The sequence below is a fragment of the Alteromonas genovensis genome (genome assembly GCF_010500895.1).
GTDB classification, from domain to species: domain Bacteria; phylum Pseudomonadota; class Gammaproteobacteria; order Enterobacterales; family Alteromonadaceae; genus Alteromonas; species Alteromonas genovensis.
Genome location: NZ_JAAAWO010000001.1, coordinates 286,439 through 312,301 on the forward strand (window position 1 = coordinate 286,439; position 25,863 = coordinate 312,301).

Consider the following 25,863-nt stretch of genomic DNA (forward strand, 5'->3'; position numbering starts at 1 on the left):
CCTGCCTTTGGCTTAAGTTATTGATTTTGCCAGTACAGGAATGTAACACTTCTATATGACAGGCATCTAATACTTAAAAATGCTGCCAAACACATGAGTACAACCCACACCGAGGTGCTTCACCCTATGTTGAAATACGACAATGCGACCTTTGTACCGTCTCCTCACTGTGATGCTCGTCCTGATGACGCACAAGTAAGCCTGCTGGTGGTTCACAATATTTCTCTACCACCCTCTCAATTTGGTACGTCAGGAATTCGGGATTTGTTTATGGGGCAGCTTAATATTAATGAACACCCTTTTTACCGAGAAATTGCTGGTCTGCGGGTATCGGCACATTGTGTAATATATCGTACGGGTGAAATTGAACAATTTGTTCCATTTAATCAGCGGGCATGGCATGCAGGTCTGTCCACTTATCAGGGTAAAAGCAGGTGTAATGACTTTTCCATTGGTATCGAACTTGAAGGCACAGACACACTTCCTTTCACCGATGAGCAGTATACCGCATTGACAAAACTGACCCATTTCATCGTTAAGCACTATCCTCATATCTCGTTAGGGCGTATCGTAGGTCATAACGATATCGCGCCAGGGCGAAAAACCGACCCTGGCGTTGCATTTGATTGGGCTAGGTATAGAAAGACCCTTATCAATTTACTGTAGGCCACTCTTAGTAAACAAAGTAGTAAACTAAGTCGTAAATGAGTAATAAAATGAATGCCTATAAAGTGGGTCACCGCGTTTAGTCAGGCTTAATCAACAATTAAGATAAATACCTGTATTGCGTCAAATAACTGGAAGCGATTTACCACATGATTTTAATGAGTTTGCTATTAGTACTTAGTTTAGAGCGATTAGTAAGTAAAGAACCACGTTGGCATATTGAAAAATACGCCGGTCAATACCGGGAGTGGCTTATTGAAAAGCGCTGGTTGTCTAAAAAGAACACGTCTGCGTCATTGTATCTTTGCCTGCTAGCTCCCGCCGTTGTACTTGCAGCAATAGAATATTTTATTTTCGGCGCTTTTCTTACGTTTATAGAGCAAAGCGTTGTCCTATTTATTTGCATTGGTTGTCCTGCACTAAGGGCCACGTATAAATGCTTCTTAAACGCGGCCGAGCGAAATGATTTGCAGGCCTGTAGTATGTACACCGACCAATTGGGCCACTGTACCAATGAGCGTGATAGTCAAAGTAGTCTTAACGAAAACGCAAGCGATGAAGAGACTGACGACACGAGTAGCGCAAAATACCAAGGCCAAAGCTTTGGGCAACATTTAACATGGCTTAATTATCAGCATTACGCCGCTGTTATGCTGTGGTTTATTGCGTTTGGCGCGCCTGGCGCATTATTCTATAGCCTGAGTAGAAGTACTACCGAAGCGCTATGTGCTGCTAATCATCCCATGCGCGAAACTTCAGCCCGTCTCATGTTCGCATTAGATTATATTCCAGTGCGTATTACTGCCTTTGGTATGTTGATGATGGGGCACTTCTCTCGCGCATTACCGGAATGGATTAAATATGCGCTGCAATTAGATGTATCTGCCTACGACGTACTCACGATTATTTCGGCGAAAGCTGAAATGCTAACGCCGGAAGAACAAGCGCTACAGGCTGAAAATGCATCGGTTGAACCCAAGGTACTTGTAAAGTTAGCAAAACGTAATGTTATTTTTTTACTGGTTGTTACTTCGGCACTTACGGTTATAGGTAGCCTCGCATAATCACTATTTTTAACATTTAAAACGATGAAAACATTTGGTCTAGTAAAAAACTGTTGCTAGATCAGATGCTTTTGTCTTTTCACCTGCTTCCATCTTCTCATCAGACCAGTAATGGTTTAAATACTTTTCTTAACAAATTCAACAATAAAGCTTAACAGACAGCAAACTCAGTCAGGTTTGCTATGCTTGAGAGTATTTACCTCCAAAACGATCTGCCTTAAACTGTATAGGTAAAATGGTATTACCAATTTGAGTTGAGTTTACATTAATGTCACTAATTTAGCGTATTCACAACTGTTATTACCACTTAAGGACTTCACTACAGGATTCTTTACAGAGACAGGGGCCGCATGCGTCAGCAGCGAAAAAAACTAGCAGATGTCATAACTGAGCAACTTGAATCTATGATTCTTGATGGTTCTCTGTTGGCGGGGCAAAAATTGCCGCCAGAGCGAGAACTTGCGCTGAAGTTTGATGTGTCTCGTCCTTCTTTACGTGAAGCTATTGGTAATCTGCAAGCCCGTGGTCTGGTAGAAAGGAAGCAAGGTGGCGGTACGTTTGTCAACCGCAATCTCAATGCAGCAATGAAAGATCCACTCATGGATTTAGTGAGCAAACGTCCAGAAACTCAGTTTGATTTACTCGAATTTCGCCATGCCTTAGAAGGTATGTCGGCTTATTACGCTGCGCTTCGTGGGCAACCAGAAGATATTGATGCACTAACTCAAGCATTAAATGAGCTTCCGTCGCCAAAAGTGAGCGAGAGTAAGCGCGCTCAGGCCGAGGCGCTAGGCCAGTTTTACATCATCATGGCTCGAGCTTCGCACAATATGGTGCTGCTTCACGTAATGAGTACCATGCAAAGTATGTTGGTTGACAACATAGAACGAAATTTAGACATGCTGGCGATGCACACTGATGCCGTGGCAGATATTGCCAAACAGCGACGAGAAATTGTGGAAGCCATAGCGTCGCAAGATCCAGAAGCGGCTCGCCAAGCATGTAACACGCATTTGGCGTTTATTGAAAAAACGCTGTTAACCATTAATCAGCGCGACACTCGTGTTCAGCGAGCGTTGCGTCGTTTAGAGATTTAGCCTCGAGCATGCTGCTCGCGGTTAATTATTCGCAGAGGCCGGTCGGGTTGTACCCGTGCCACTGCCCAAGCAGGTGAGCCAGAACGGGTCACTGTGAGTACAACGTAGTTTAGTATTCCTCCTTCAACGCAGGGTGTAAATGTTGCGTAAGGAGGATTCTCTATATAAGCAAAAATAGGATGGCACCATGACTGATATGATGCACCAAGATGTGGACCCTCAAGAAACTAAAGAGTGGCTAGATGCACTCGAATCTGTATTCGAAGAGGAAGGTGTAGAACGCGCTCATTACTTACTTGAGAAGCTTGTTGATAAAGCTCGCCGTAGCGGAGCTCACTTACCGTACGACGCAACAACAGCGTACATCAACACTATACCTGCAGCGCAAGAACCTAACATGCCAGGCGATCTCACTATCGAAGCGCGCATCCGTGCTGCAATTCGTTGGAACGCATTGATGATAGTGTTACGCGCGTCTAAGAAAGACCTAGAACTTGGTGGTCACATTGGTAGCTTTGCCTCTTCAGCCATGCTGTACGATGTTGGCTTTAACCACTTTTTCAAAGCGCCAACAGATGGTAATGGCGGCGACTTTATATTCGCTCAAGGCCACATCTCCCCAGGTATCTACGCTCGTTCTTTCATCGAAGGTAACTTAACGGAAGAGCAGCTAAACAACTTCCGTCAAGAGTGTAACGGCGATGGACTATCATCGTACCCGCACCCGCATTTGATGAAAGACTACTGGCAGTTTCCAACAGTATCTATGGGCCTTGGTCCACTTCAAGCGATATACACAGCGCGTTTCTTAAAATACCTCACTAACCGCGGTATTAAAGACTGTTCAGGTCAGCGCGTATACTGCTACATGGGTGATGGTGAGTGTGATGAGCCAGAATCATTGGGTGCCATTGGCTTAGCGTCTCGCGAAGGCTTAGACAACCTAACATTTGTTATTAACTGTAACTTACAGCGCTTAGACGGCCCTGTACGCGGTAATGGCAAAATTATCCAAGAACTTGAAGGCACATTCCGCGGCGCAGGCTGGGAAGTGGTTAAAGTTATTTGGGGTAGTTACTGGGATGAGCTTCTTGCCCGTGATAAATCAGGCAAGCTTATTCAGCTTATGGGCGAAACCGTAGACGGTGAATATCAGAACTGTAAAGCGAAGGGCGGTAAGTACACCCGCGAAAACTTCTTTAACAAGTACCCAGAAACGAAAGCGTTAGTGGCTAACTATTCAGATGAAGACATCTGGCGCTTAAATCGTGGTGGTCACGATCCGGTTAAGGTATTTGCAGCATATCAAAAAGCCATCGATACCAAAGGTCGCCCAACGGTTATTCTTGCGAAAACCGTTAAAGGCTTTGGTCTTGGTTCATCGGGTGAAGCACAGAACGTGGCTCACAACGTGAAGAAAATGGAAGTGGAATCTATTAAGAAATTCCGTGACCGTTTCAATATTCCAATTGAAGACGACAAAATTGCGGATCTTCCGTACTATCGCTTCCCAGAAGACAGTGAAGAACTTAAGTATCTGAAAGAGCGCCGTGAGGCCCTTGGCGGATACCTTCCAGCGCGCAGAGAACAAGCAGAAGAGCAGTTAGAAGTACCAGAGTTAAAAGCCTTTGACGCTATTTTAAAAGGGTCAGGCGATCGTCAAGTGTCATCTACTATGACCTTTGTTCGCGTACTTAACGCGCTGCTTAAAGATAAGAAAATTGGCAAGCGCATTGTGCCAATTATTCCTGATGAAGCCCGTACATTCGGTATGGAAGGTCTGTTCCGTCAGGTAGGTATTTACGCTAATGAGGGACAAAAATACGTTCCACAAGACGCCGACCAAGTGGCTTACTATCGCGAAGATAAGAAAGGCCAGGTATTGCAAGAGGGTATTAACGAGCTAGGCGCTATGGCGTCTTGGGTAGCGGCGGGTACGTCTTACTCAACCTGTAACGCGACCACTATTCCTTTTTATATCTACTACTCAATGTTCGGTTTCCAACGTGTTGGCGACTTAGCTTGGGCAGCGGGTGATAGTCAGGCCCGTGGTTTCCTATTAGGTGCTACAGCAGGTAGAACAACACTGAATGGAGAAGGTCTACAGCATCAAGATGGCCACTCACATGTACAGGCTAACTTAATTCCTAACTGTGTAACGTACGATCCGACGTATGGCTACGAAGTGGCGGTTATCGTACAAGATGGCTTGCGCCGTATGTACGGTGAAAACGAAAACGTTTTCTACTACCTCACGTTAATGAACGAAAACTATCAGCACCCTGCGATGCCTGAAGATGATGATATTGCAGAGCAAATCATCAAAGGTATTTATAAGCTAGAGCGTGTTGAAGGTAAGAAAGCTAAGCACAATGTTCAATTGATGGGCTCGGGCACTATTTTGAATGAAGTGCGCAAAGCGGCACAAATTCTTAGTGACGATTACGATGTGTCTTCTGACGTGTACTCGGTAACATCTTTCAACGAGCTGGCTCGTGAAGGTCAAGGCGTTGCACGCTGGAACATGCTTAACCCAGAAGCAGAGCAAAAAATACCGTACATTAGCCAAGTGATCACAAAAGATGCAGGCCCAGCAATTTCTGCAACTGATTACGTGAAGAACTACTCTGATCAAGTCCGCGCTTTCATCGATACAGAATATCGTTGTTTAGGTACAGACGGCTTCGGAAGAAGTGACAGCCGTGAAAACTTGCGTACGCATTTCGAAGTGAATGCTGCCTACATTGTAGTGGCATCACTTTACGAACTTGCACAGCGCGGTGACGTTGAGAAAAAAGTGGTGGCAGATGCCATTAAGCGTTTTGAAATTAACGCTGAAAAACTTAACCCACTTTACGCGTAGTCACAGACACATAAGGTATTTTACATATGTCAGATATTCAAAAGATTGTCGTTCCCGATGTTGGTGGTGACGAAGTTGAAGTTATCGAACTGTGTGTTTCCGTTGGTGACACATTAGAGGCAGATGAAGGGATTGTTACTGTAGAGAGCGATAAAGCATCTATGGACATTCCTGCGCCGTTTGAAGGCGAAATAGTAAGCCTATCTGTTGCCGTGGGTGACAAGATTAAAGAAGGCGACGTTATCGGCGAAATCAAAACCAGTGCTGACTCTGAGGAGAACAGCTCTGAGGCTGATGATTCTGAAGCTAATGATTCTGAGGCAAGTAGCTCAGCAGACGCCGAGTCGGACAGTGAGTCATCTTCAAACGAATCGCCTAAAGAAGAGTCCGAATCAACATCAGACTCTGCTAAGTCTTCAGGCGGCAACGTGATTGAAGTTGCTGTACCCGATATTGGTGAAGACGGCGAAGTTGACGTTATCGACGTGCTAGTTGCGGTAGGCGATACCATTGAAAAAGAAGATGGTTTAATTACGCTAGAAACTGACAAGGCAACGATGGACGTGCCATCAAGCCATGCTGGTACCGTAAAAGAAGTTCTCATAAGCAATGGCGATAAAGTTAAAGAAGGCACCGTGGTTATCAAGCTTGAGGTGGGTGGTTCTGACTCATCTGAAAGCACAGAAAGCACGGAAAGCTCGAGCACTGACTCTTCAGATAGCGCCGAAAAGGAAGCTAAGTCGTCAAGCGCCGCATCTTCTGATTCGTCTTCAAGTGAAGTGATTGAAGTATCCGTCCCTGATATTGGTGAAGACGGTGAAGTCGACGTTATCGACGTACTTGTATCTGTTGGCGATACCATTGAAAAAGAAGATGGTCTGATTACCCTTGAAACCGATAAAGCCACCATGGATGTGCCATCGACACATTCAGGTACGGTAAAAGAAGTGCTTATTTCAACAGGCGATAAGGTTAAGCAAGGCACCCTAGTAGTGAAGTTAGAAACTAGCGGTGGCGCGTCAGCCTCTTCAGCAAAAGAAGAAAGTAAATCTGAAGCACCTAAGCAGTCAGACTCTTCTAGTAAAGAAGCTGCGGGCAAGAAGACTGAAGAAAAGTCAAAAGCGCCAGCACAAAAGCCTGGGCCGGCTAAAGCACACTCAAGCTCTGATACAGAAAGTAATGACGGAAAAGCTCATGCTTCACCATCGGTGCGCAGAGTAGCGAGAGAATTTGGTGTAGACCTCACCTTGGTAAAAGGCTCTGGTCGTAAGAATCGTATTTTGAAAGAAGATGTTCAAGAATACGTAAAAGCTGAATTGGCTAAGCCTAAAACGGCTGCCGCGTCAGGTAATGCACCTGTGGGTGACAATGTACTTCAAATTGTGCCGGTTAAACCTGTTGATCACAGCAAGTTTGGTGAAGTTGAAGAGCAGAAGTTATCGCGTATTCAGAAAATCTCTGGGCCGTTCTTACATCGTAACTGGGCTACTATTCCACACGTTACGCAGTTTGATGAAGCTGATATCACTGGCGTTGAAGCATTCCGTAAAGAGCAGAATGCTTATCATGCAAAAATAAAGTCTGGCTTAAAGATCACGCCACTTGTTTTTGTTATGAAAGCCGTAGCGAAAGCGCTAGAAAAATACGAAGTGTTCAACTCGTCGCTATCTGAAGATGGCGAAAGCTTGATCATTAAGAAGTTTATCAATATTGGTATTGCGGTAGAAACTCCTGGCGGCCTTGTCGTACCTGTAATCAAAGATGTAAACAGAAAAGGTATTGAGCAACTGTCTCAAGAGCTAATTGATACGTCTAAGAAGGCACGTGAAGGTAAGTTGAAGTCTGCCGATATGCAGGGCGGCACGTTCACTATCTCTAGCCTAGGTGGTATTGGCGGTACGGCGTTTACGCCAATCGTAAATGCACCAGAGGTGGGTATTTTAGGTGTCTCTAAATCAGAAATGAAACCTAAGTGGAATGGCAGTGAATTTGAACCTCGTTTAATGGTTCCGTTAAGCTTGTCATACGACCACCGTGTTATTGATGGTGCTGTAGGTGCAAGGTTTGCTGCAGAAGTTGCTGCTAACCTAACTGACTTACGTAGAATTATACTTTAAAAGAAAATCGTAAAATGTTTACAATGTGTTTAACATTTTTGACGATTTTATAGGCCCTTAGGGCGGTATTTAGGTTATGCTAACGCCTATATGTGTAAGCAACGCGTGTTAGCATAATCAAAAAAGAGGATTGAGGTTCACAATGAGCGAAATTAAAACGCAATTAGTGGTACTGGGCGGCGGCCCTGGCGGTTATTCTGCAGCATTCCGTGCAGCCGATTTAGGCATTGAAACAGTTATCGTAGATTCGCGCGATTCATTAGGCGGTGTATGTCTTAATGTTGGCTGTATTCCGTCAAAGGCACTGCTCCACGTTGCGAAAGTAATGAAAGAAGCAAAGCACTTGGCAAGTCATGGCGTGAGCTTTGGTGAGCCAAAGATTGATTTAGACAAAATTCGTGACTACAAAGACGGCGTTGTTAAGCAACTTACCAACGGTCTTGCAGGCATGTCTAAAATGCGCAAAACCCAGCATGTGAAAGGCTACGGTAAGTTTACGGGCAGCAACACTCTTGAAGTGCAAGGCGACGACGGCGTTACCACTATTACGTTTGAAAAAGCAATTATTGCTGCAGGCTCTGAGCCAATCAGCTTGCCATTCATTCCCGAAGACGATCGCGTAATCGACTCAACTGGCGCTTTGGAAATGAAAGATATTCCAGAGAAAATGCTAGTCCTTGGCGGTGGTATCATTGGTCTTGAAATGGGTACAGTGTACGAAGCTCTAGGCTCAAACGTTGATGTAGTTGAGTTTTTAGACCAGCTTATTCCAGCTGCCGATAAAGACATCATGAAAGTATTCATGAAAGACTACAAAGAAAAATTCAACATCATGCTAGAAACCAAAGTAACTGCGGTTGAAGCAAAAGACGATGGTTTGTACGTTACGTTTGAAGGCAAGAAAGCACCTGCTGAGCCAGTACGTTACGACAAAGTACTTGTAGCAGTTGGCCGTAAGCCAAATGGTAATCTAGTAAGTGCTGATAAAGCCGGCGTTAATGTTGATGAGCGTGGTTTCATCAATGTTGATAAGCAAATGCGCACTAACGTAGAGCATATCTTTGCCATTGGCGACCTTGTAGGTCAGCCTATGCTTGCACACAAAGCGGTACATGAAGGTCATGTTGCTGCAGAAGTGGTTGCAGGTCAGAAGCACTACTTCGACCCACGTGCCATTCCATCAGTTGCCTACACAGAGCCAGAAGTTGCTTGGGTTGGTCTAACTGAGAAAGAAGCTAAAGAGCAGGGCGTAAACTACGAAGTAGCGTCGTTCCCGTGGGCTGCATCAGGCCGCGCAATTGCTCAAGATTCGACTAACGGTTTGACCAAGATGATTTTCGATAAAGAATCTGGTCGCGTTATTGGTGGTGCAATGGTTGGTACTAACGCGGGCGAAATGCTTGGCGAAATTGGCCTAGCTATTGAGATGGGTGCTGACGGTGAAGATGTTGCACTTACCATTCATGCTCACCCTACGCTAAACGAATCAATTGGACTAGCGTCTGAAATATTCGAAGGAAGCATCACTGATTTGCCAAACCCTAAGGCAAAGAAAAAGAAATAAATCGCTTTTTTCTGATGTAATAAAAACCCGCTAATTAGCGGGTTTTTTAATTTTTAAAGGTAAATGTTAAGCTATAACCTTGTCTTTCAGTACAGGTTCGGGCTCAGGCCCTGCTACTGCATCGTTAGCGGTTTGTAAGTGCGCTGGAGTAAACTCACTGCTATCCATATTGCGCTGCGCCATAAGACGTTTCACCGTATCGGCGCAGTACGCTTTTCTACAGCATTGCGACAACAGTAATTCATGACGCTGAACTCGTTCGCGAATAAATTTCACAACCAGCCCCCGCAACCATTGCAACCCTGCGTCTTGATCTTGGCGCTTGTGCCACATTACCGAAAGTGGCGAGCTGACAATTTCCACTGGCGTTTCGAATACAGCCAGTTCACCAGAAAATATTTCCTTCTCTACCACCAGAGATGGCGCTACGCAGATAAGATTGCTCTCTTTCAAAAGTGGGGTAGCGTTATAAAACTGATTAACCGACATGGCAACCCGTCTTTTAAGTCCCAAGTTAGCCAATACTTGGTCGGTTGGGCCCGTGACATCGCCAGTGACCGACACCAACAAATGATCAGCTGCTACAAAGTCATCCAGTGTAAGTTGAGACGCTGCAAGAGGATGATCGGGGCGCATTATTACCACCCAACTCGGGTCTAGCACATGCTCTGCACGTATGACTGAATCAGGCTCTTGATGCTTTGAAAACGTTAACTCAGCCTCGGCGTCTTTTAATATTTTGTCTGTTTCCATGTCGTAATTAGGAATAGCGTGAATATTAATGCCAGGTGCCTCATTTTCAATCACCTTTCTAAGAGGGCCCCATACCATGGAAACAATACTGTCTGTGGCGGCTATACGAAAAGTGCGTTTGGCAGTGGCCGGATTGAAATCGGTGGGGTTAACCGCTACTTCAAGCTCTCCCAGCGGCCCTTGAATTTGACTCCACAGGTTCTTTGCGTAAGACGTAGGCTGAATGCCTCTACCGTCTTTTACAAACAGCTCATCTTTCCATGCGGTGCGCATTCTTGATAAGGCGTTCGATACAGCGGGCTGTGTCATTGAAAGCCTGTCTGCTGCACGTGTAATCGCGCCCTCTGTCATGATGGCATCGAAAATCATCAATAAATTTAAGTCATGTGGACGCATTGCCGTCTCCATTAAAAACCTGAATGTAGCCTCAATATTAAGCGTTTATAGCCAATTTTTACGCTATATATATGTGCGGTTAACAAGGGTGTTACATAACCTCAAAGTATCACATTAAATGATGTGTTGCATATGAAAATATAATTATTTTTATTGTTTAGACTTTAGCATAATGCGCGCCATCAAACCTATAGCTAATTTCAAAAGAGTATCTTGCAATGAAAAGTTTAACCCGTTTTATGGCAGTGGTAGGTCTCACTGCACTTATCGCTGCATGCGGTGATAATCAGGAATCTGATCAAATGATGCAAGCGAGTAACGGTGTGCCGGTAGATGTGGCTACTGTGGTATCACAACGCTTGACCGAGTGGGACAACTTTACGGGTCGCCTAGAGTCGCCGCATATTGTAGCGCTTCGCCCTCGTGTTTCAGGCTATGTTGATTTTGTTGCCTATGAAGAGGGTGAATATGTTGAGCAAGGACAAACTCTATTTCTTATCGACAACAGAATGTTTAAAGCAGAAGTATCCCGTTTAACGGCGCAGCTTGAAGAAGCCAAAAGCCGACTATCTCTTGCCAAGCAAAATTACGACCGTGCCTTTAAGCTGCGTGAAACTCAAGCGGTATCAGAAGAAGTGTTAGATGCTCGATTAGCCGAGAAGAATCAGGCGATGGCGAGTTTAAATCAAACGCAGGCGTCATTAGAAGTTGCTAGATTAAATCGCGGTTTTGCCCGTGTTGAAGCGCCTATTTCAGGTCGTGTATCGCGCGCCAATATTACCGAGGGTAACTTTGTTACCGCAGGGCAGACCGAACTTACCCGTATCGTGTCTACCGACCGTCTGTATGCCTACTTCGACATTGACGAGCAAACCTACCTTAATTACTTATCTGATAAAACCAATGCCTCTACTGCAGTGAGTGAGCAGCCAGTAGCAATGCGCTTGGCAAACGAGAATGATTACATGCACTGGGGGCAAATCGACTTTATTGACAACCAGGTTAATGCAAATACCGGAACCCTTCGCGTACGCGCTGTGTTCGACAATGAAAACGGCCGTTTAATTCCAGGCTTGTTCGCTCATTTGAAACTTGCGGGTGATACCAACGAGAAGGGCATACTAATTAAAGAAAGAGCCATAGGCACCGACCTGAATAATAAGTACGTGCTTGTGGTAAATGATGACAATAAAGCGGAGTACCGCCCAGTCACGTTAGGTGACAAAGTAGGAAGCATGCGCATTATTAAGCAAGGGCTTTCTACAGACGACACTATTGTAGTTAACGGACTTCAACGAGTTCGCCCGGGCGCAACCGTGGCCAGAAACAAAGTTCCTATGAGTGATGAAGATGCCCTTGCAAACTTAGAGCATTGGCAGTCTCGCGTTGATAGCGCAACGCAAGTTACCCAAAACATGGCGCAAGTAGAAGACGTGTTATCAGGAGGTTCATTTTCTACCGGTTCAGCAACGGCAGGCCTTAAGTAATGAATGTTTCGCAATTTTTTATTAGCCGGCCGATATTCGCCGGCGTATTGTCCATTCTTATATTTATCGGTGGTGCCATTGCGGTATGGCAGCTACCCATTACTGAATACCCAGAAGTGGTGCCACCCACAGTTGTAGTCACGGCTAACTATCCTGGTGCCAACCCTGAAGTAATAGCAGAAACCGTCGCCACTCCGTTAGAGCAAGAAATTAACGGCGTAGAAAATATGTTGTATATGTCGTCGCAGGCTACAAGCGATGGACGCATGACGCTCACTATTACCTTTGCCATTGGTACCGACCCAGACGATGCCACAACCCTAGTACAAAACCGTGTTAATCGCGCGACCCCTCGATTGCCACAAGAAGTACAGCGCCTTGGCGTAGTGACCGAAAAATCATCTCCAAATCTAACCATGGTGGTGCATTTAACGTCACCGGATAATCGCTACGACATGCTGTATTTGTCGAACTACGCCGATCAAAATGTAAAAGATGAACTTGCGCGAATTGATGGTGTTGGTCAGGTGCGTTTATTTGGCGCAGGTGAGTTCAGCATGCGCGTATGGCTTAACCCAAGTAAGCTTGCTGCTCTGCAAATGAACCCCGGCGACGTGGTTGCCGCCATTGCTGATCAAAATCAACAGGCTGCCGCTGGTAGCTTGGGCGCACAGCCTAATGGGTCCAGTGAATTTCAGCTGTTAATTAACGTTCGCGGCCGTTTAAAAGACGAGTCAGAGTTTGAAAATATCATCGTAAAAACCGGCGATGATGGTGAAATTACGCGCCTAAAAGATATAGCGCGTATAGAGCTTGGGGCAAATACTTACTCCTTACGTTCGCTGCTTAATAACAAGCCGGCTGCGGCAATCCCTATTTTTCAGGCTCCAGGTTCAAATGCAATACAGATCTCTGACGATGTCCGTGCTCGCATGGCTGAATTGTCACAGCTGTTTCCTGAAGGGCTAGAGTTCGACATTGTTTACGACCCCACTGTGTTTGTTAGGGGCTCCATAGAAGCGGTGGTAAACACCCTTTTTGAAGCCGTGCTGTTGGTGGTGCTGGTGGTGGTTCTGTTTTTGCAAACGTGGCGCGCCTCAATTATTCCCTTAGTGGCGGTTCCTATTTCGTTGGTAGGTACTTTCGCATTTATGCAACTAATGGGCTTTTCCCTCAATGCGCTGTCGTTGTTCGGATTAGTATTGGCAATAGGTATCGTAGTTGATGATGCCATTGTGGTGGTGGAAAACGTAGAGCGAAATATCGCAGAGGGTAAAACACCTTTCGATGCTACCGTGCAGGCGATGAAAGAGGTCACTGGGCCTATTATTGCCACTACGCTAGTGCTGGCTGCAGTATTTGTTCCCACTGCATTTATGAGTGGTTTAACGGGGCAGTTCTATAAACAGTTTGCATTAACCATTACCATTTCAACGGTTATCTCCGCGATAAACTCTTTAACGCTGAGTCCAGCACTGTCTGCGCTGTTGCTAAAACCTCACGGCAAATCGAACGATTGGCTAACGCGGGGCATGGACAAAGTGTTTGGCAGATTTGTGTTTGCGCCCTTTAATCGGTTATTCGAACGCAGTGCTAAAGGGTATACCAATGCAGTTGGTGGTTTAATTCGTAAGAGCAGCATTGTATTAGTGCTTTACGCCGGCCTTATTGCGCTAACTTACAATCAATTTGCTACCACGCCAACGGGGTATGTGCCCCCTCAAGATAAGCAATATCTAGTGGCGTTTGCTCAGCTTCCTAATGCAGCAAGTTTGGACAGAACAGAAGAAGTTATTCGAGAGATGTCCCGTATTGCCATGGAACACCCGGGTGTTTCAGACGCGGTAGCATTTCCTGGGCTAAATATTAACGGGTTTACCAATAGTCCTAGCTCGGGCATCTTGTTTACACCGTTGAAACCCTTCGACGAGCGAGAGTCTCCAGAGTTATCGGCAGGTGCCATTGCCGCTAAACTAAATCAACAGTTTGGCTCGATAAAAGGCGCCTATGTGGCCATATTCCCACCGCCGCCGGTCAATGGCTTGGGTACGATTGGTGGCTTTAGATTACAGGTTGAAGATAGAGGCAACCTTGGGTTTGAAGAGCTAGAGCGAGTTACTCAAGAAGTGATTGGCAAAGCGTGGCAGCATCCTGCGCTTACCGATGCTTTTACCAGCTTTACCGTTGCCGTTCCGCAATTAGATGTAGATGTAGATCGGGAAAAAGCAGTCAGTCAAGGGGTAAACATAGATACCTTGTTTACCACTATGCAAGCTTACTTGGGCTCGCTGTATGTGAACGACTTCAATCTATTTGGGCGAACTTATCAGGTGAACGTGCAGGCCGATGCACAGTACCGTCAAGATATAGAAGATATTAGCCAATTCAAAATACGAAACGCTCAGGGCGACATGATCCCACTTGGTTCATTTTTAGACGTTGAGCATAGCGCCGGCCCAGACAGAGTGATGCATTACAACGGCTACATTACCGCGGAAATTAATGGCGCACCTGCACCTGGATATTCCTCTGATCAGGCTAGGGCAGCAATCGAGAAAATTCTTGCCGAGACATTACCGTTAGGCATGACCTACGAGTGGACAGAGCTCACCTACCAGCAAATACTGGCGGGTAACGCAGCGGCTTATATCTTCCCACTCGTTGTGCTGTTGGTGTTCTTAGTATTAGCAGCTCAATATGAAAGCTTGCGTTTACCGCTAGCCATTATTCTTATTGTGCCTATGACACTGCTAAGCGCGTTAATAGGGGTTAAAATTTATGGTGGAGATAACAATATATTCACCCAAATAGGGCTAATCGTGTTGGTTGGCTTGGCAACTAAAAACGCCATTCTTATTGTGGAATTTGCGAAAGAGTTACAAGACAGCGGCATGAGTGCGTTAGCGGCAATTAAGGAAGCAAGCCGCTTGCGTCTACGCCCTATTTTAATGACTTCAATCGCATTCATCATGGGTGTACTGCCAATGGTACTCTCTACTGGTGCAGGGGCTGAAATGCGTCAAGCCATGGGTGTAGCGGTCTTCTCGGGCATGATAGGAGTCACCGTCTTTGGCCTTATCCTTACACCGGTGTTTTATTACTTACTGAAACGGAAAGGCTAGAGCGTATCGACTAGCGATTTTATTCTTCGTTTTTATTAATTGAACATTTCCGTCTACCCAAGCGTTGCTCTCTTAAGGAGCCTTTTAGGCCACTCAATTGAGTGGCCTTTTTTTCAGCTAACGGTTTTTCACATTTTCAAATTTGGTCTTTGCCTCTACGTATTGAGTGTAGCGCTTGGCAAGTTCAGGGTTTGAATTTATAAGGTCAGCCATTTTCTTAGCCATTTCTTTTTTCTTTTTTGCGTAGATTAAACGTAAGGTTGCTTTGTCTGGCACTGCGTTCAAAATTGAGCTGGCGCTAAGCCTGCCACTCCTCAAAGCGGCAGTCTCTAGCTCTCTAGCGTTTTCAATTTCTACAAATCGGGGGATGCAGGCGCGATGCTTAACTTTTGACTGAAGATGCATTGAGCGCATTTCACAGTCCATTCGAAATTGATTTTCATCTATAAGCTCGTTGTACAGATCAAAAAAATTATCTTCTTGACGATAGAAGGCTTTTCGCAGCAGATTGGCTGGCATTTTTCCTAATACTTCTATCTTTTCTACATCATCATTAGCTGTATTTTTATTATTTACTAGCGCGGACTCTATTTGCACGGCTTCCACTTGCGCGCTCTCTATTTGCGCCGCTTCTATTTGCGCAGCTTCTATTTGAATATTTTCCATGTAAAAAGCGTAGCCTTCATCTACTGGGGAGATGAGTAGCAAAAGCATTAAAGCAGCGAATTGGCGTGTTACAATAAATCTCTTATTCTTACTCATCACACTGTCTTTTTCATGATTTCAAATATAACGATAGACTAATGAAAATAGAAATCAAATGAGATAAATGTCTTTGTCGTTTTCTATTAATTAGAGTCCGTCCAATCAAGCGTGTATATTTAACAATAGTTCAGTTGAGCTCTGCCGTACAAAGGAGGTTAGTTATATGAAAGTTGGCGCCGCAATAATAATTGCTCTGGGGATGATTGTTGCCACGGCTTTTCTGGGGACAACCCTATCTGCATCGATGAAAGACATGCAGACATGGAATAGGGTGGTGACGGTAAAGGGGTTATCAGAGAGAGAGTTTGTTGCCGACCAAGTTATTTGGCCAATTCAGTTTGTGGAAGCCGGTAACGACTTACCGGAGCTTTACGACCGTATTGAGCTAAACAGCGAAACAGTAGTACGTTTTTTACAAGATAGCGGCATTGAGTCAGATAGCATTACTACCGGCAAACCCCAGATAACGGACAAGCTTGCACAGCAGTATGTTGGAAGTGAACGAGCGCCATTTAGGTATAGTAGCGTACAAACCATTACGGTTTTTTCATCGCAGGTTGAAACGGTTCGCACAGCGATGCAGCAAATGGGTAAACTTATCAAGTCGGGAATAGTGTTATCTGAAAACCGCTACGAGGCCCAGCCCGACTACGTGTTTACACGGTTAAACGAAGTGAAGCCCTCTATGATTGAAGAAGCCACATTGAACGCGAGAGAAGTGGCTGAGAAGTTCGCAACAGATTCGCAAAGTACGTTAGGTAAAATTAAGCGAGCCAATCAAGGTCGCTTTAGCATAAGCAGCAGAGACAGTTATCACCCTCATATTAAAAAAGTACGCGTGGTATCGACCATCGATTACACGTTAGTAGATTAATCGCTAAAGGCTATATTCACGCTGATGGCTCCGAGAAGCTCAAGGCTTATTTGATGCTAATGTCTAGTAGCAGTAAGGTTGAATTTCGTGTTTAATCGGCGCCGTGAGTTCGCTAGCGTTAACATCACATTAGAAAGGGCTGCGGTTACGCGTTCATTCTAACAAAAACATTGAGAGATCATGTCACAGCAAAAACCACAGTCTGAACAACTGGAGTTCTTTGAGATACCAAGCCCGTGTATTGGAGTTTGCGAATCTGGACCCCGTGGTTTTTGCAAAGGGTGCCTCAGAAGCCGAGATGAACGTCTTTATTGGCTTCAAGTGAATGATGCAACGAAACGCCAAATTATAGCGGCCTGCATGAGGCGCAAGCGCGCCATTATTGCCAGAGCACGCAAACAGCAATTAGAAGCACAAAGTAAGAAGACAACTAGCCAAATAGGCCTGTTTGAGAACGAGCAACGCGACGATGAATAGCTGCCGAGCCAGAGCCAAAAAGGCTTTAGAATCAGTTGTTATAGCCGCGTCTAATACCAATTGAGAGTGTGTTAATGTCGATAAAGAAATACGTAAAGTTTGCCACTAAATCTTTTGCGCTCCCCAATGTGTGCGTAAGGTTACGTGAATTACTCGACTGCCCGCGTTCAAGCGCTGAAGACATCGGTAACTTAATCAGTATTGACCCCTCGCTAACGGCTAAGGTACTACGCCTTGCAAACAGTTCTTTGTTTCGTTTTCCCTCGCAAATTGAGTCTGTGTCAAAAGCCATTAACGTGATTGGTGGCGAGGCGCTGTATAACTTAGTCATCTCTGAAACAGCCAGCACCGCTTTTAAGTGTTTTGATTCTGAACTTATCGATTTAAAGCAACATTGGCATGCGTCTGTTTATTCAGGCATGTTAGCCAAACACTTAGCTATGAGTACCAATGCGAAAGTCATAGAGCGCTTTTTTGTGATGGGTATACTGCAAAACTTAAGCGAGCTTGTAGTAGCAAAGCGTTCGCCAGAGCTTTACCAACAATATTTAGACAGTGATAAATCACTTCTTCCTTACCAGCGACAAAAGCAGCTTTTCGGTTTTACCTTCGCACACTGTAGCGGTATCATATTGGAAAGTTGGAACTTACCTATTGGTCTATTCTACCCAATCACGCATGTGAACGATGTGGCAAGACAGTCATCAGATCGTGAAATTGGGGTACTGGCATTGTCCAATCGGATTGCAGTGCGTCAGTTAGACAAAGAAAATCATTCAGATATTGAACTTTTTACTTCTGAAATAGCCAATACAGTAAGTTTAGACATGGAAATGGTGAGCAATGCCACTGATTACGCAGAGCGTGAAACAGTGAAAATTGCTGCACTAATCAGATGAGTCAAAGCGTAAATCGCAAAGTGAATATAGTGCTTTAGTAAATATATTACTTAAGTGGATGTTATTATAGCTAGTTATTGCTAACTCGTGGCTCAACGCTCAAATGGACTTGAATAAGTGTTTTTATTTAAAAGCACTTTCAAATAGAAAGTTCATAAAAGCCAATAACAAAAACGATAAAGCTAACGTTAATTTAATTATGCTCACTGACCTCTTCAAGACCTGCATCGCGCTGTGCGTTATGTGCACCAGCATCTCTTCATTTGCGCAGGCCACCGATCTTATCCAAACGCTTTACCACGCCGACTTCACACCAGATACGGACGAAACCATCCCGCGATTTAATCTTGATGGCGAGCTGGGCGTTTTGGTAAACACCGGAAATACTTCAGCGGCAAGTGTTAAAGCCGCAGTGAATGCCGACCATGAAACCGAAACGTGGAGCAGTGTGTACTTCGCAGAGCTTCTTTATAAAGAAAGTGCCACCATTGGCGCTAAACGAGATATTAGTGCCCAGCGCTTCTTTGGTAGCGCTCAATTTGATTACAAGCTTGTGGCCAATGGTCGTCGAATTTTTATGTATGGCGATTATGAGGATGACAGGTTTACCGGTTATGAGCACCGTGCGTCGCTGGCAGCGGGTTATTCAGAGCGACTTTGGCGCAATGAGGACAGTGAATTCCGCTACAGCATTGGCCCTGGTTACAGCTTCATTGAGGCGCAGGCGGACAATAACACCATGGTGAACGACGGCGTTATAGTCAGAGCCTCAGCGGAATACAAATACCGTTGGAGTTCAGGTGCCAAATTAAGGCAATTTGTGAGTACCGAAGCTGGAGAAGAGAACACCAAATCCCGCAGTGAAACCTCTCTATCTGCTAACGTTTTCGGCTCCCTTGCCATGAAGTTATCCTTCATTTTAAACCATGAAACAGATACAGCAGAAGATATAGCGCCTTTAAGCACCGAAACCTCTGTAGCTCTTGTTTACCAATTTTTTTAAACGTTGTTTATTCGTTGTGCGCTTTACTACTTTCGGCGATTTTTTGACCTTTTCTCGTTGACTGTCAATTTTTAATCGGTACACTGCGCGGCACACATCATCAGCAGCGATTTGTATCGTTGTTAATATCCTGAAAATAGTTGTGTTGCGTCGTCAATGAAGTGATCGCAGCGTAACGAAGGGAAAGTTAATCAATAGGACTGTCCAATGAAAAAGCGCGTTCTGACAACCATAATTGCATTCTCACTTGCACCCTCTGCTTTTGCTCAAGATAAGCCAAAGCCATTTACTATGGAAGGTGAGTTAGGGTTTATCTCAACAACGGGTAACACAGAAACCACATCAATAAATGCCGGTATTACTGCGCATCAAGAGTTAGAAATGTGGAGCAATGATTACCTGATTGAAGGTCTCTACAAAGAAGAGACTGTAGAGGGTGACGACGGTGAAGACGTTGAATTTACATCAGCACAAAAGTTTTTCGCCTCTGCACAGGGTAACTATAAATTAGATAATCCAGATAATCGCTTGTTCGGCTTTGCTTCGTTTGAAGATGACCGCCTGAGCAACTTTAATTATCAAGCTACGCTAGCACTGGGTTGGAACCAAAAGGTATTACAGAACGAGAGACATACACTAGAATATTCAATCGGTCCGGGTTACTCGTTTGTTGAAACACAAGACGGTGAAGATCAAGACAGTGTAATTGTTCGTGCTTCAACAGCATATACTTGGTTAATTTCAGACACGTCTAAGTTTACTCAAACACTGAGTACGGAAGTGGGTTCTGAAAATACTAAGTCTCGTGCGGAATCGGCACTCACTGCAGTGATCACAGGTAATCTTTCAATGCGTTTGTCATTCAAAATGGATCACAACTCAGACGTAGCTGAAAACAGAGATAACCTTGATACCGAAACAGCAGTTAGCTTAGTATACAATTTCTTTTAAACAAGCTGATACACAAACAGTGTTAGCTGTTTAGTGATAAAAAGCGCCGCATCGATATTTGTCGATGCGGCGCTTTTGTTTGTGGCTATTGACCATTATGACGAGTCGCTGGGCATTCAGCCGCTCGCTAGGCTTTTAGCAAGTATGCAGTGGGTACTTAGTGCAATATACGCGTCTTTATAGTGCCGTCAATTTGTTGAAGTTCAGCAAGGGCTTCATAGCCTCTGTCTTCTTTAACGTCTACTACCACGTAACCAATTTCGGCGTTTGTTTGCAGGTACTGCGCTTCAATGTTGATGCCTTTCTCTGCAAACGCTTGGTTAATTTGCGTAAGAATACCTGGTTGGTTTTTGTGAACGTGAAGCAAGCGTGAGCGGCTGTTGTGCTCTGGCAGCGATACTTCGGGGAAGTTAACCGCAGACAGGGTTGAGCCGTTATCGCTATATTTTGCGAGCTTCCCCGCCACTTCAATACCAATATTCTCTTGCGCTTCCTGGGTGCTCCCCCCAACGTGTGGCGTAAGAATGACGTTGTCGAATTCACGTAAAGGTGATTCAAACTCTTCGCCATTCGACTTAGGCTCTACTGGGAATACGTCAATGGCAGCACCATTTAACTGACCGCTTTTAAGAGCCCCTGATAGTGCGTCTATATCAACCACCGTTCCGCGAGACGCATTAATGAGAATGCTGCCAGGCTTCATTTGTGCAAGCTCTTTTTCACCTATCATGTTTTGCGTTTCAGGTGTTTCAGGCACGTGAAGCGTGACTACGTCAGAGGTGTTAAGCAATTTCTCAAGAGACTTAACTTGGGCTGAGTTACCCAGCACTAGCTTATCTTCGATGTCAAAAAACTGTACGCGCATGCCCAAGTGTTCCGCCAAGATGCTAAGCTGCGTTCCAATGTGGCCATAACCAATAATTCCCAGCGTTTTGCCTCTTGCTTCGTAAGAGCCAACAGCGGTCTTTTCCCATTCTCCACGGTGTGCCTTTGCATTTTTGCTTGGCACTTGACGAAGTAAAAGAATAATTTGGCCTAGCACTAGCTCGGCAACAGAGCGAGTGTTTGAAAAGGGCGCGTTAAACACAGGAATACCGCGGCGCTGAGTAGCAGCTAGGTCAACTTGGTTTGTACCAATACAAAAGCAGCCGATGGCAACAAGCTTTTTAGCGGCATCCACCACTTTCTCAGTTATTTGGGTACGAGAACGAAGTCCGACGAAGTGGGCATCTTTGATTTTTTCAATCAACTCATCTTCTGGAAGAGAAGTTTTAAGATACTCAATGTTTGTGTAACCGTTATTTTTTAGTGTTTCGAGCGCGCTCTGATGAACACCCTCTAACAATAAAATTCGGATTTTGTCCTTCTCAAGTGAAACTTTACTCATGAACTCGCTGTCTCTCGCTGTTGTGTTTCGGTTCGAAAATATGGATCGAGCCATCTAGACGTCTAAAAGAAAAATAACAGAAAACGCCCTCAGTTAAAAGGAGTATTTCACTTAAAGGTTTTTACACCTTCATCGGTCGCTGAAAGCACGATATCTGCGCCGCGCAAAGCGAAAATTCCGTTAGTGACAACACCGGGAATATTATTGATTGCTTGCTCTAATTCACGAGGATTGAGTATGTCTAAATTGTGGACATCTAAAATGACATTGCCATTGTCGGTTACGACACCTTGACGGTATTCTGGATCGCCACCGAGTTTCACGAGTTCTCTAGCCACAAAAGAGCGCGCCATAGGGATCACTTCCACCGGAAGGGGGAAGTTACCGAGAACAGGAACGCGCTTACTGTCATCAACAATACACACGAACGTTTTTGCCACGCCAGCCACTATCTTCTCACGTGTAAGCGCAGCGCCTCCGCCTTTAATCATATGCTTGTGTTCGGTGACTTCGTCGGCCCCGTCAATATACACCGATAGGTTGCTAACGTCGTTGAGTTCAAAAACCTCAATGCCTAATGCTTTTAGCTTTTCTGTAGAGGCTTCAGAGCTTGATACAGCACCCTCTATTTTATGTTTGATTTTGCCTAATTCTTCAATAAAAAAGTTAACGGTTGAACCTGTGCCTACTCCAACAATGCTGTCTTGTTCGACATAGTCTATTGCCGCTTTTGCCACTGCTTGCTTTTTCGCGTTCTGATCCATTGTTACTCTCCTTTTGGTTTGTTTGAAGTGTAACCGATAAGGCGCAAAATCGCAGCTTTATGTCTTTAAAAGAAATGGACCTAGGATTAGGGCTTAATATTAGAAAAGGTGAGTATTCGTTTAGGGGTCACAATAATATCTAGCGGAATATCCCAAGGTTCAAAGGGCAGGGTCTCAACTTCTTGCTCATCGTGTGCAATACCAATCAAAATGGGTTTTTGTTGAGTAAATTGAGTAAACGCCAGCGTACGGTCGTAGTAACCGCCGCCCATGCCCAGTCGATTGCCTTTGCTATCAAAGCCCACCAAAGGCATTAAAATAACGTCTATAGTGCTAGTGGGAATAACGTTGGGGCAGGCCAGTTCAGGCTCATCAATATTGTATTTATTTTTTACAAGTGTGGTATGTGGGCCATATTCAAGAAACAGCAGGTGGCCTTTACAAACAGGGTGTAACACGGGCAGTGAGAACGTGGTGGGCATCGGTGTAAGAGCTGACTTAGGAGCTGATGCAGATGTTGATGCAGATATTGATGCAGATATTGTTGCGGATGTAGACGTAGATGAATAATCGATGCTGCTCGTCACTTCTTTGCGCATATCTTTGGAACGGGTAAACGCATCTTGCATAAAGTTGCTAAGGTCTAGCTCTCCATCATTCACCAAATACCCAGCAATTGACTTTGCTTTAGTGACGCAAGATAAAGAGTTTAACTGTTGGCTAATCTGCAGCGCAGAATGCGCACATTGCTCGGGCGGTATGCTATTTCTTACGTTTCTTAGGCTTTTACGCAAATGTTTGCGAAGACTTGCTTTGCTCTCAGCACGCTCATTATTGGGTAAAAACTTACTCATCGCCATGTTACTCTCAAACCAACTTGCCTTTATTCGTAATTTTGATCAGTTTTCGCTTGATTAAGGCTCGCTCAGCCTAAGTCTTTTTAAACCAGGCATTCTTAACTAGGCACTTTTAACCAAGAAAGTGGTTTAGCACTTTTACTAGGTTGGCTGCATTAATTGGTTTCGTCAACACGTCGTCCAGTCCCCTCTCTTTCAAACTGTCGGAAGTAGTAATAGCATCTGCGGTGAGTGCCACAATAGGAAGGTTAGGGTATTGAGCTTTAATCAGCCTAGATGCCTGGTCGCCCTGGATACCGGGTAAATTTATGTCCATTAAAACAAGGTCGGCGTGATTGGATTTTATGTATTCAACGCCTTCTTCACCCGTATCAACAATGGTAAACGCCAGCCCTAACTTCTCAAAAAGCGCTGCAATAACCGCTTGATTAATAGGGTGGTCTTCTACGATCAGAATATTTACGGGCTTAGAAATAGAAAGTTGCGCGGATGCACTTTGAGGAGAGGCTTCTGCCACCTGATTTTGGTCCATCTGCGCAGACGGAATTGAGATACTGACTCTTGTACCTTCTTGCAGTTTACTCTTAAGTTTTATTGAGCCATCCATTAGCTCAACCAGTTGCTTAGATATACTCAGTCCCAAACCAGAACCAGGTATTTTATGTGCATTATCCATACGCTCAAATCGAGCAAATAGGCGCGCCTGGTCGTCATCGCTAATACCAATACCTTCATCGGCAACAATAAATATTAAGGCGCCTTTTTTGTATTTTACTTGACAAGTCACTGCCTTATTTCTTGGCGTAAATTTAATGGCATTGGAAAGTATATTTAGCGCAACTTGCCCAAACTTAGTGTCATCTAAATAAATAGAAGCTGGAAGGCTAGTATCTAGTGTTGCAGTAAAGGTGATGTCGTTTTGTTCGGCGCGAACACGAGTTACTGAAAACAGATGAGTGAAAAAATCGTTCGTATTAATAGCGCGTGGCATCACACGCATTTTACCCGCTTCTATCTGCTTAATATCAAGCACTGAATTGACGATTTCTAGCAGGCGCTCGCCGCTTTTACTAATGTGCGACAGTGAAGAGCTAAATTGAGACGGAAGCGACAGTTTTCGAGCCTCACTCTCTAGCAAATTACTAAACGTGTTAATCGCGTTAAGCGGCGTGCGAATTTCATGGCTGACATAAGACAGAAAATCAGACTTAAATTGGCTTGTGCGCTCAAGCTCTCTATTTTTACGTCTTAATTCTAGGTGAGCAACCACTGATTGCCCCAGTGTTTCTAGTGCTTGTTTCTGTTCTTCTGTTAGTCTATTTGGCTTTTTATCAATGGCGCAAAGTGTGCCAATTGGATGACCAGAGGGGGTAATAAGCGGTGCACCCGCATAAAACCGAATATCAGGAGAGCCAGTTACAAGAGGATTGTCGCTAAAACGCTCATCCTTGGTGGCATCAGGCACTTCAAACACTTTTTGCTGCAATATGGCGTGTGAGCAAAATGCGATTTCGCGAGATGTTTCTTCGGCAGCAAGGCCAATACGAGATTTAAACCACTGCCTATCGGGGTCGATAAGACTAATAAGCGCGATAGGCGTACCGCAAATTTGTGACGCTAGCGCAGTAAGATCGTCGAAAAGCTTTTCAGCTTCAGTATCTAAGATGTCGTAGCTTAGAAGTTCAGCTAACCGTTCTTTTTCATTTTCTGGCTCAGGGGCAGACTTCATAGCTCTGGTTTTTAACCTTCAAGTACATGTTCGTTAGGGGAATCTACTGATTCCCCTAACGATATTACTAAAGAGCGTAGGTGTCTATGAACAATTTCTCAAGCTTACTATGGTCTACTTTCGTCGCCACTCTAATCGTATTTGCGTCGTTCCAAAGTGGACTTGGTGTTGTGCCTTTAGGTGCGACTACCGTTTGGCCTCTGTCTAGCGAGCCTGTTCCAACCCTAACGTGGCCCTCTGTTAATTCAAAAAGCTCTGGGTGGCGAAGGTGTGCAATAGGAAACGCATCGTGGAAGAAACACACTCTGTCTTCTCTATTTTGCGAGTAAAAATCCATATAGAACTGGGCGCTTTCTTGAACAAAGCCACCTAGCGTTGGGTTTTTCTCAGCCAGTACGTCAACAAAGGTAGGTGCAAATGGCACGTCATTGGTTACGTCTAAACCAAACATAACCAAGTCCCAGTCTGCAGCAAATACTATTTCTGCTGCATGAGCATCATTCCAAATGTTTGCTTCTGCAACCGGCGTTAAATTGCCAGGTACAAACGCAGCACCGCCCATAACGCTTACGCCTTTAACCAGTTTAGGTAGTTCTGGCTCTAAACGAAGCGCTAGCGCTAAGTTACCAAGCGGGCCTATTGCAACTAAGGTAATTTCGCCCGGATATTTACGCGCCATATCAACGATAAACTGTGCTGAGCTGCGAGGGTCGAGTTTGCCTTTAGGCGACTCTGGCTTAATGTGGCCAAACCCGTGTTCTCCATGAACGAAGTGAGCATAGGTAGACTCTTCGCCAACCCAAGGCATGCCGACCCCTTTTGTTACTGGAATGTCGTTTTTGCCAGCCAGTTCGCAAAGCGTTAGGGCATTTTGCGCTGCCATTGTAACGGGAACATTACCGTAAACCGTTGTTAAGCCAAGAAGCTCAATATCTGGTGATTGAAACGCAAAAAATATGGCCATTGCATCATCAATGCCCGGATCGGTATCTAATATTATTTTATGTGCCATGAAATTCTCTCTGGGA

20 protein-coding genes are annotated in these 25,863 nt (G+C 44.8%); 13 read left to right on the top strand and 7 right to left on the bottom strand.

The window, feature by feature from the left end; all coding sequences use genetic code 11:
• Positions 1 to 126: 126 nt before the first annotated feature.
• From ampD to lpdA, 6 genes are all read left to right on the top strand, one after another.
• A complete protein-coding gene (ampD, locus tag GTQ48_RS01180) occupies positions 127 to 666 on the top strand; it encodes a 1,6-anhydro-N-acetylmuramyl-L-alanine amidase AmpD (protein WP_163105063.1) in 540 nt (179 codons plus the stop codon).
• Between the two features lie 149 nt (positions 667 to 815).
• Positions 816 to 1,730, top strand: a complete 915-nt coding sequence (ampE, locus tag GTQ48_RS01185; protein WP_163104635.1) for a beta-lactamase regulator AmpE — start codon at positions 816 to 818, stop codon at positions 1,728 to 1,730.
• A gap of 350 nt (positions 1,731 to 2,080) precedes the next feature.
• Positions 2,081 to 2,827: a GntR family transcriptional regulator gene (locus GTQ48_RS01190; protein WP_163104637.1), complete on the top strand. Its 747-nt coding sequence runs from the start codon at positions 2,081 to 2,083 to the stop codon at positions 2,825 to 2,827.
• A gap of 187 nt (positions 2,828 to 3,014) precedes the next feature.
• Positions 3,015 to 5,690: a pyruvate dehydrogenase (acetyl-transferring), homodimeric type gene (aceE, locus tag GTQ48_RS01195; RefSeq protein WP_163104639.1), complete on the top strand. Its 2,676-nt coding sequence runs from the start codon at positions 3,015 to 3,017 to the stop codon at positions 5,688 to 5,690.
• Between the two features lie 26 nt (positions 5,691 to 5,716).
• Complete coding sequence (gene aceF / locus GTQ48_RS01200) at positions 5,717 to 7,807, top strand: pyruvate dehydrogenase complex dihydrolipoyllysine-residue acetyltransferase (RefSeq protein WP_163104641.1); 2,091 nt, start codon at positions 5,717 to 5,719, stop codon at positions 7,805 to 7,807.
• Positions 7,808 to 7,949: 142 nt separating this feature from the next.
• Positions 7,950 to 9,371 carry a dihydrolipoyl dehydrogenase gene (gene lpdA, locus GTQ48_RS01205; protein WP_163104643.1) on the top strand — a complete coding sequence of 474 codons (1,422 nt, stop codon included), beginning with the start codon at positions 7,950 to 7,952 and terminating at the stop codon, positions 9,369 to 9,371.
• A gap of 66 nt (positions 9,372 to 9,437) precedes the next feature.
• On the opposite strand, the gene GTQ48_RS01210 is transcribed toward lpdA, so the two are convergent.
• The gene (locus tag GTQ48_RS01210; RefSeq protein ID WP_163104645.1) at positions 9,438 to 10,520 is read right to left on the bottom strand and encodes a LysR family transcriptional regulator; all 1,083 of its coding nucleotides are present in this window, start codon (positions 10,518 to 10,520) and stop codon (positions 9,438 to 9,440) included.
• 218 nt (positions 10,521 to 10,738) lie between these two features.
• On the opposite strand from GTQ48_RS01210, the gene GTQ48_RS01215 reads away from it, so the two are divergent.
• Positions 10,739 to 12,007, top strand: a complete 1,269-nt coding sequence (locus GTQ48_RS01215) for an efflux RND transporter periplasmic adaptor subunit (RefSeq protein ID WP_163104647.1) — start codon at positions 10,739 to 10,741, stop codon at positions 12,005 to 12,007.
• A complete protein-coding gene (locus GTQ48_RS01220) occupies positions 12,007 to 15,129 on the top strand; it encodes an efflux RND transporter permease subunit (protein WP_163104649.1) in 3,123 nt (1,040 codons plus the stop codon). Before GTQ48_RS01215 ends, GTQ48_RS01220 begins: the two co-directional genes overlap by 1 nt.
• Before the next feature lie 117 nt (positions 15,130 to 15,246).
• Here GTQ48_RS01220 and GTQ48_RS01225 read toward each other — a convergent pair whose 3' ends face one another.
• Positions 15,247 to 15,891 (bottom strand): hypothetical protein, encoded by a 645-nt coding sequence (locus tag GTQ48_RS01225; protein ID WP_163104651.1) that lies wholly within the window; start codon positions 15,889 to 15,891, stop codon positions 15,247 to 15,249.
• 166 nt (positions 15,892 to 16,057) lie between these two features.
• Between GTQ48_RS01225 and GTQ48_RS01230 the strand changes: the two genes are divergently transcribed.
• From GTQ48_RS01230 to GTQ48_RS01250, 5 genes are all read left to right on the top strand, one after another.
• Positions 16,058 to 16,768 (top strand): SIMPL domain-containing protein, encoded by a 711-nt coding sequence (locus GTQ48_RS01230; RefSeq protein ID WP_163104653.1) that lies wholly within the window; start codon positions 16,058 to 16,060, stop codon positions 16,766 to 16,768.
• A 180-nt stretch (positions 16,769 to 16,948) separates the two neighbouring features.
• Positions 16,949 to 17,245 (top strand): DUF1289 domain-containing protein, encoded by a 297-nt coding sequence (locus GTQ48_RS01235; RefSeq protein ID WP_163104655.1) that lies wholly within the window; start codon positions 16,949 to 16,951, stop codon positions 17,243 to 17,245.
• 74 nt (positions 17,246 to 17,319) lie between these two features.
• Positions 17,320 to 18,144 carry an HDOD domain-containing protein gene (locus GTQ48_RS01240; RefSeq protein WP_163104657.1) on the top strand — a complete coding sequence of 275 codons (825 nt, stop codon included), beginning with the start codon at positions 17,320 to 17,322 and terminating at the stop codon, positions 18,142 to 18,144.
• Positions 18,145 to 18,247: 103 nt separating this feature from the next.
• Positions 18,248 to 19,147 carry a DUF481 domain-containing protein gene (locus GTQ48_RS01245; protein ID WP_239059945.1) on the top strand — a complete coding sequence of 300 codons (900 nt, stop codon included), beginning with the start codon at positions 18,248 to 18,250 and terminating at the stop codon, positions 19,145 to 19,147.
• A gap of 207 nt (positions 19,148 to 19,354) precedes the next feature.
• Positions 19,355 to 20,098: a DUF481 domain-containing protein gene (locus GTQ48_RS01250; RefSeq protein WP_163104659.1), complete on the top strand. Its 744-nt coding sequence runs from the start codon at positions 19,355 to 19,357 to the stop codon at positions 20,096 to 20,098.
• 157 nt (positions 20,099 to 20,255) lie between these two features.
• Here the strand turns inward: GTQ48_RS01250 and serA are convergent, their stop codons facing one another.
• The 5 genes from serA to GTQ48_RS01275 form a co-directional block, all read right to left on the bottom strand.
• Complete coding sequence (serA, locus tag GTQ48_RS01255; RefSeq protein WP_163104661.1) at positions 20,256 to 21,485, bottom strand: phosphoglycerate dehydrogenase; 1,230 nt, start codon at positions 21,483 to 21,485, stop codon at positions 20,256 to 20,258.
• Positions 21,486 to 21,592: 107 nt separating this feature from the next.
• A complete protein-coding gene (gene rpiA, locus GTQ48_RS01260; protein WP_163104663.1) occupies positions 21,593 to 22,249 on the bottom strand; it encodes a ribose-5-phosphate isomerase RpiA in 657 nt (218 codons plus the stop codon).
• Between the two features lie 86 nt (positions 22,250 to 22,335).
• Positions 22,336 to 23,103, bottom strand: coding sequence for a 5-formyltetrahydrofolate cyclo-ligase (locus tag GTQ48_RS01265; RefSeq protein ID WP_163104665.1), 768 nt, complete (start codon positions 23,101 to 23,103; stop codon positions 22,336 to 22,338).
• A 115-nt stretch (positions 23,104 to 23,218) separates the two neighbouring features.
• A complete protein-coding gene (locus GTQ48_RS01270; protein WP_163104667.1) occupies positions 23,219 to 24,835 on the bottom strand; it encodes a hybrid sensor histidine kinase/response regulator in 1,617 nt (538 codons plus the stop codon).
• 67 nt (positions 24,836 to 24,902) lie between these two features.
• Entirely contained in the window at positions 24,903 to 25,847 is a 945-nt protein-coding gene (locus GTQ48_RS01275; RefSeq protein ID WP_163104669.1) for a nucleoside hydrolase, read from the bottom strand.
• Between the last annotated feature and the right edge of the window lie 16 nt (positions 25,848 to 25,863).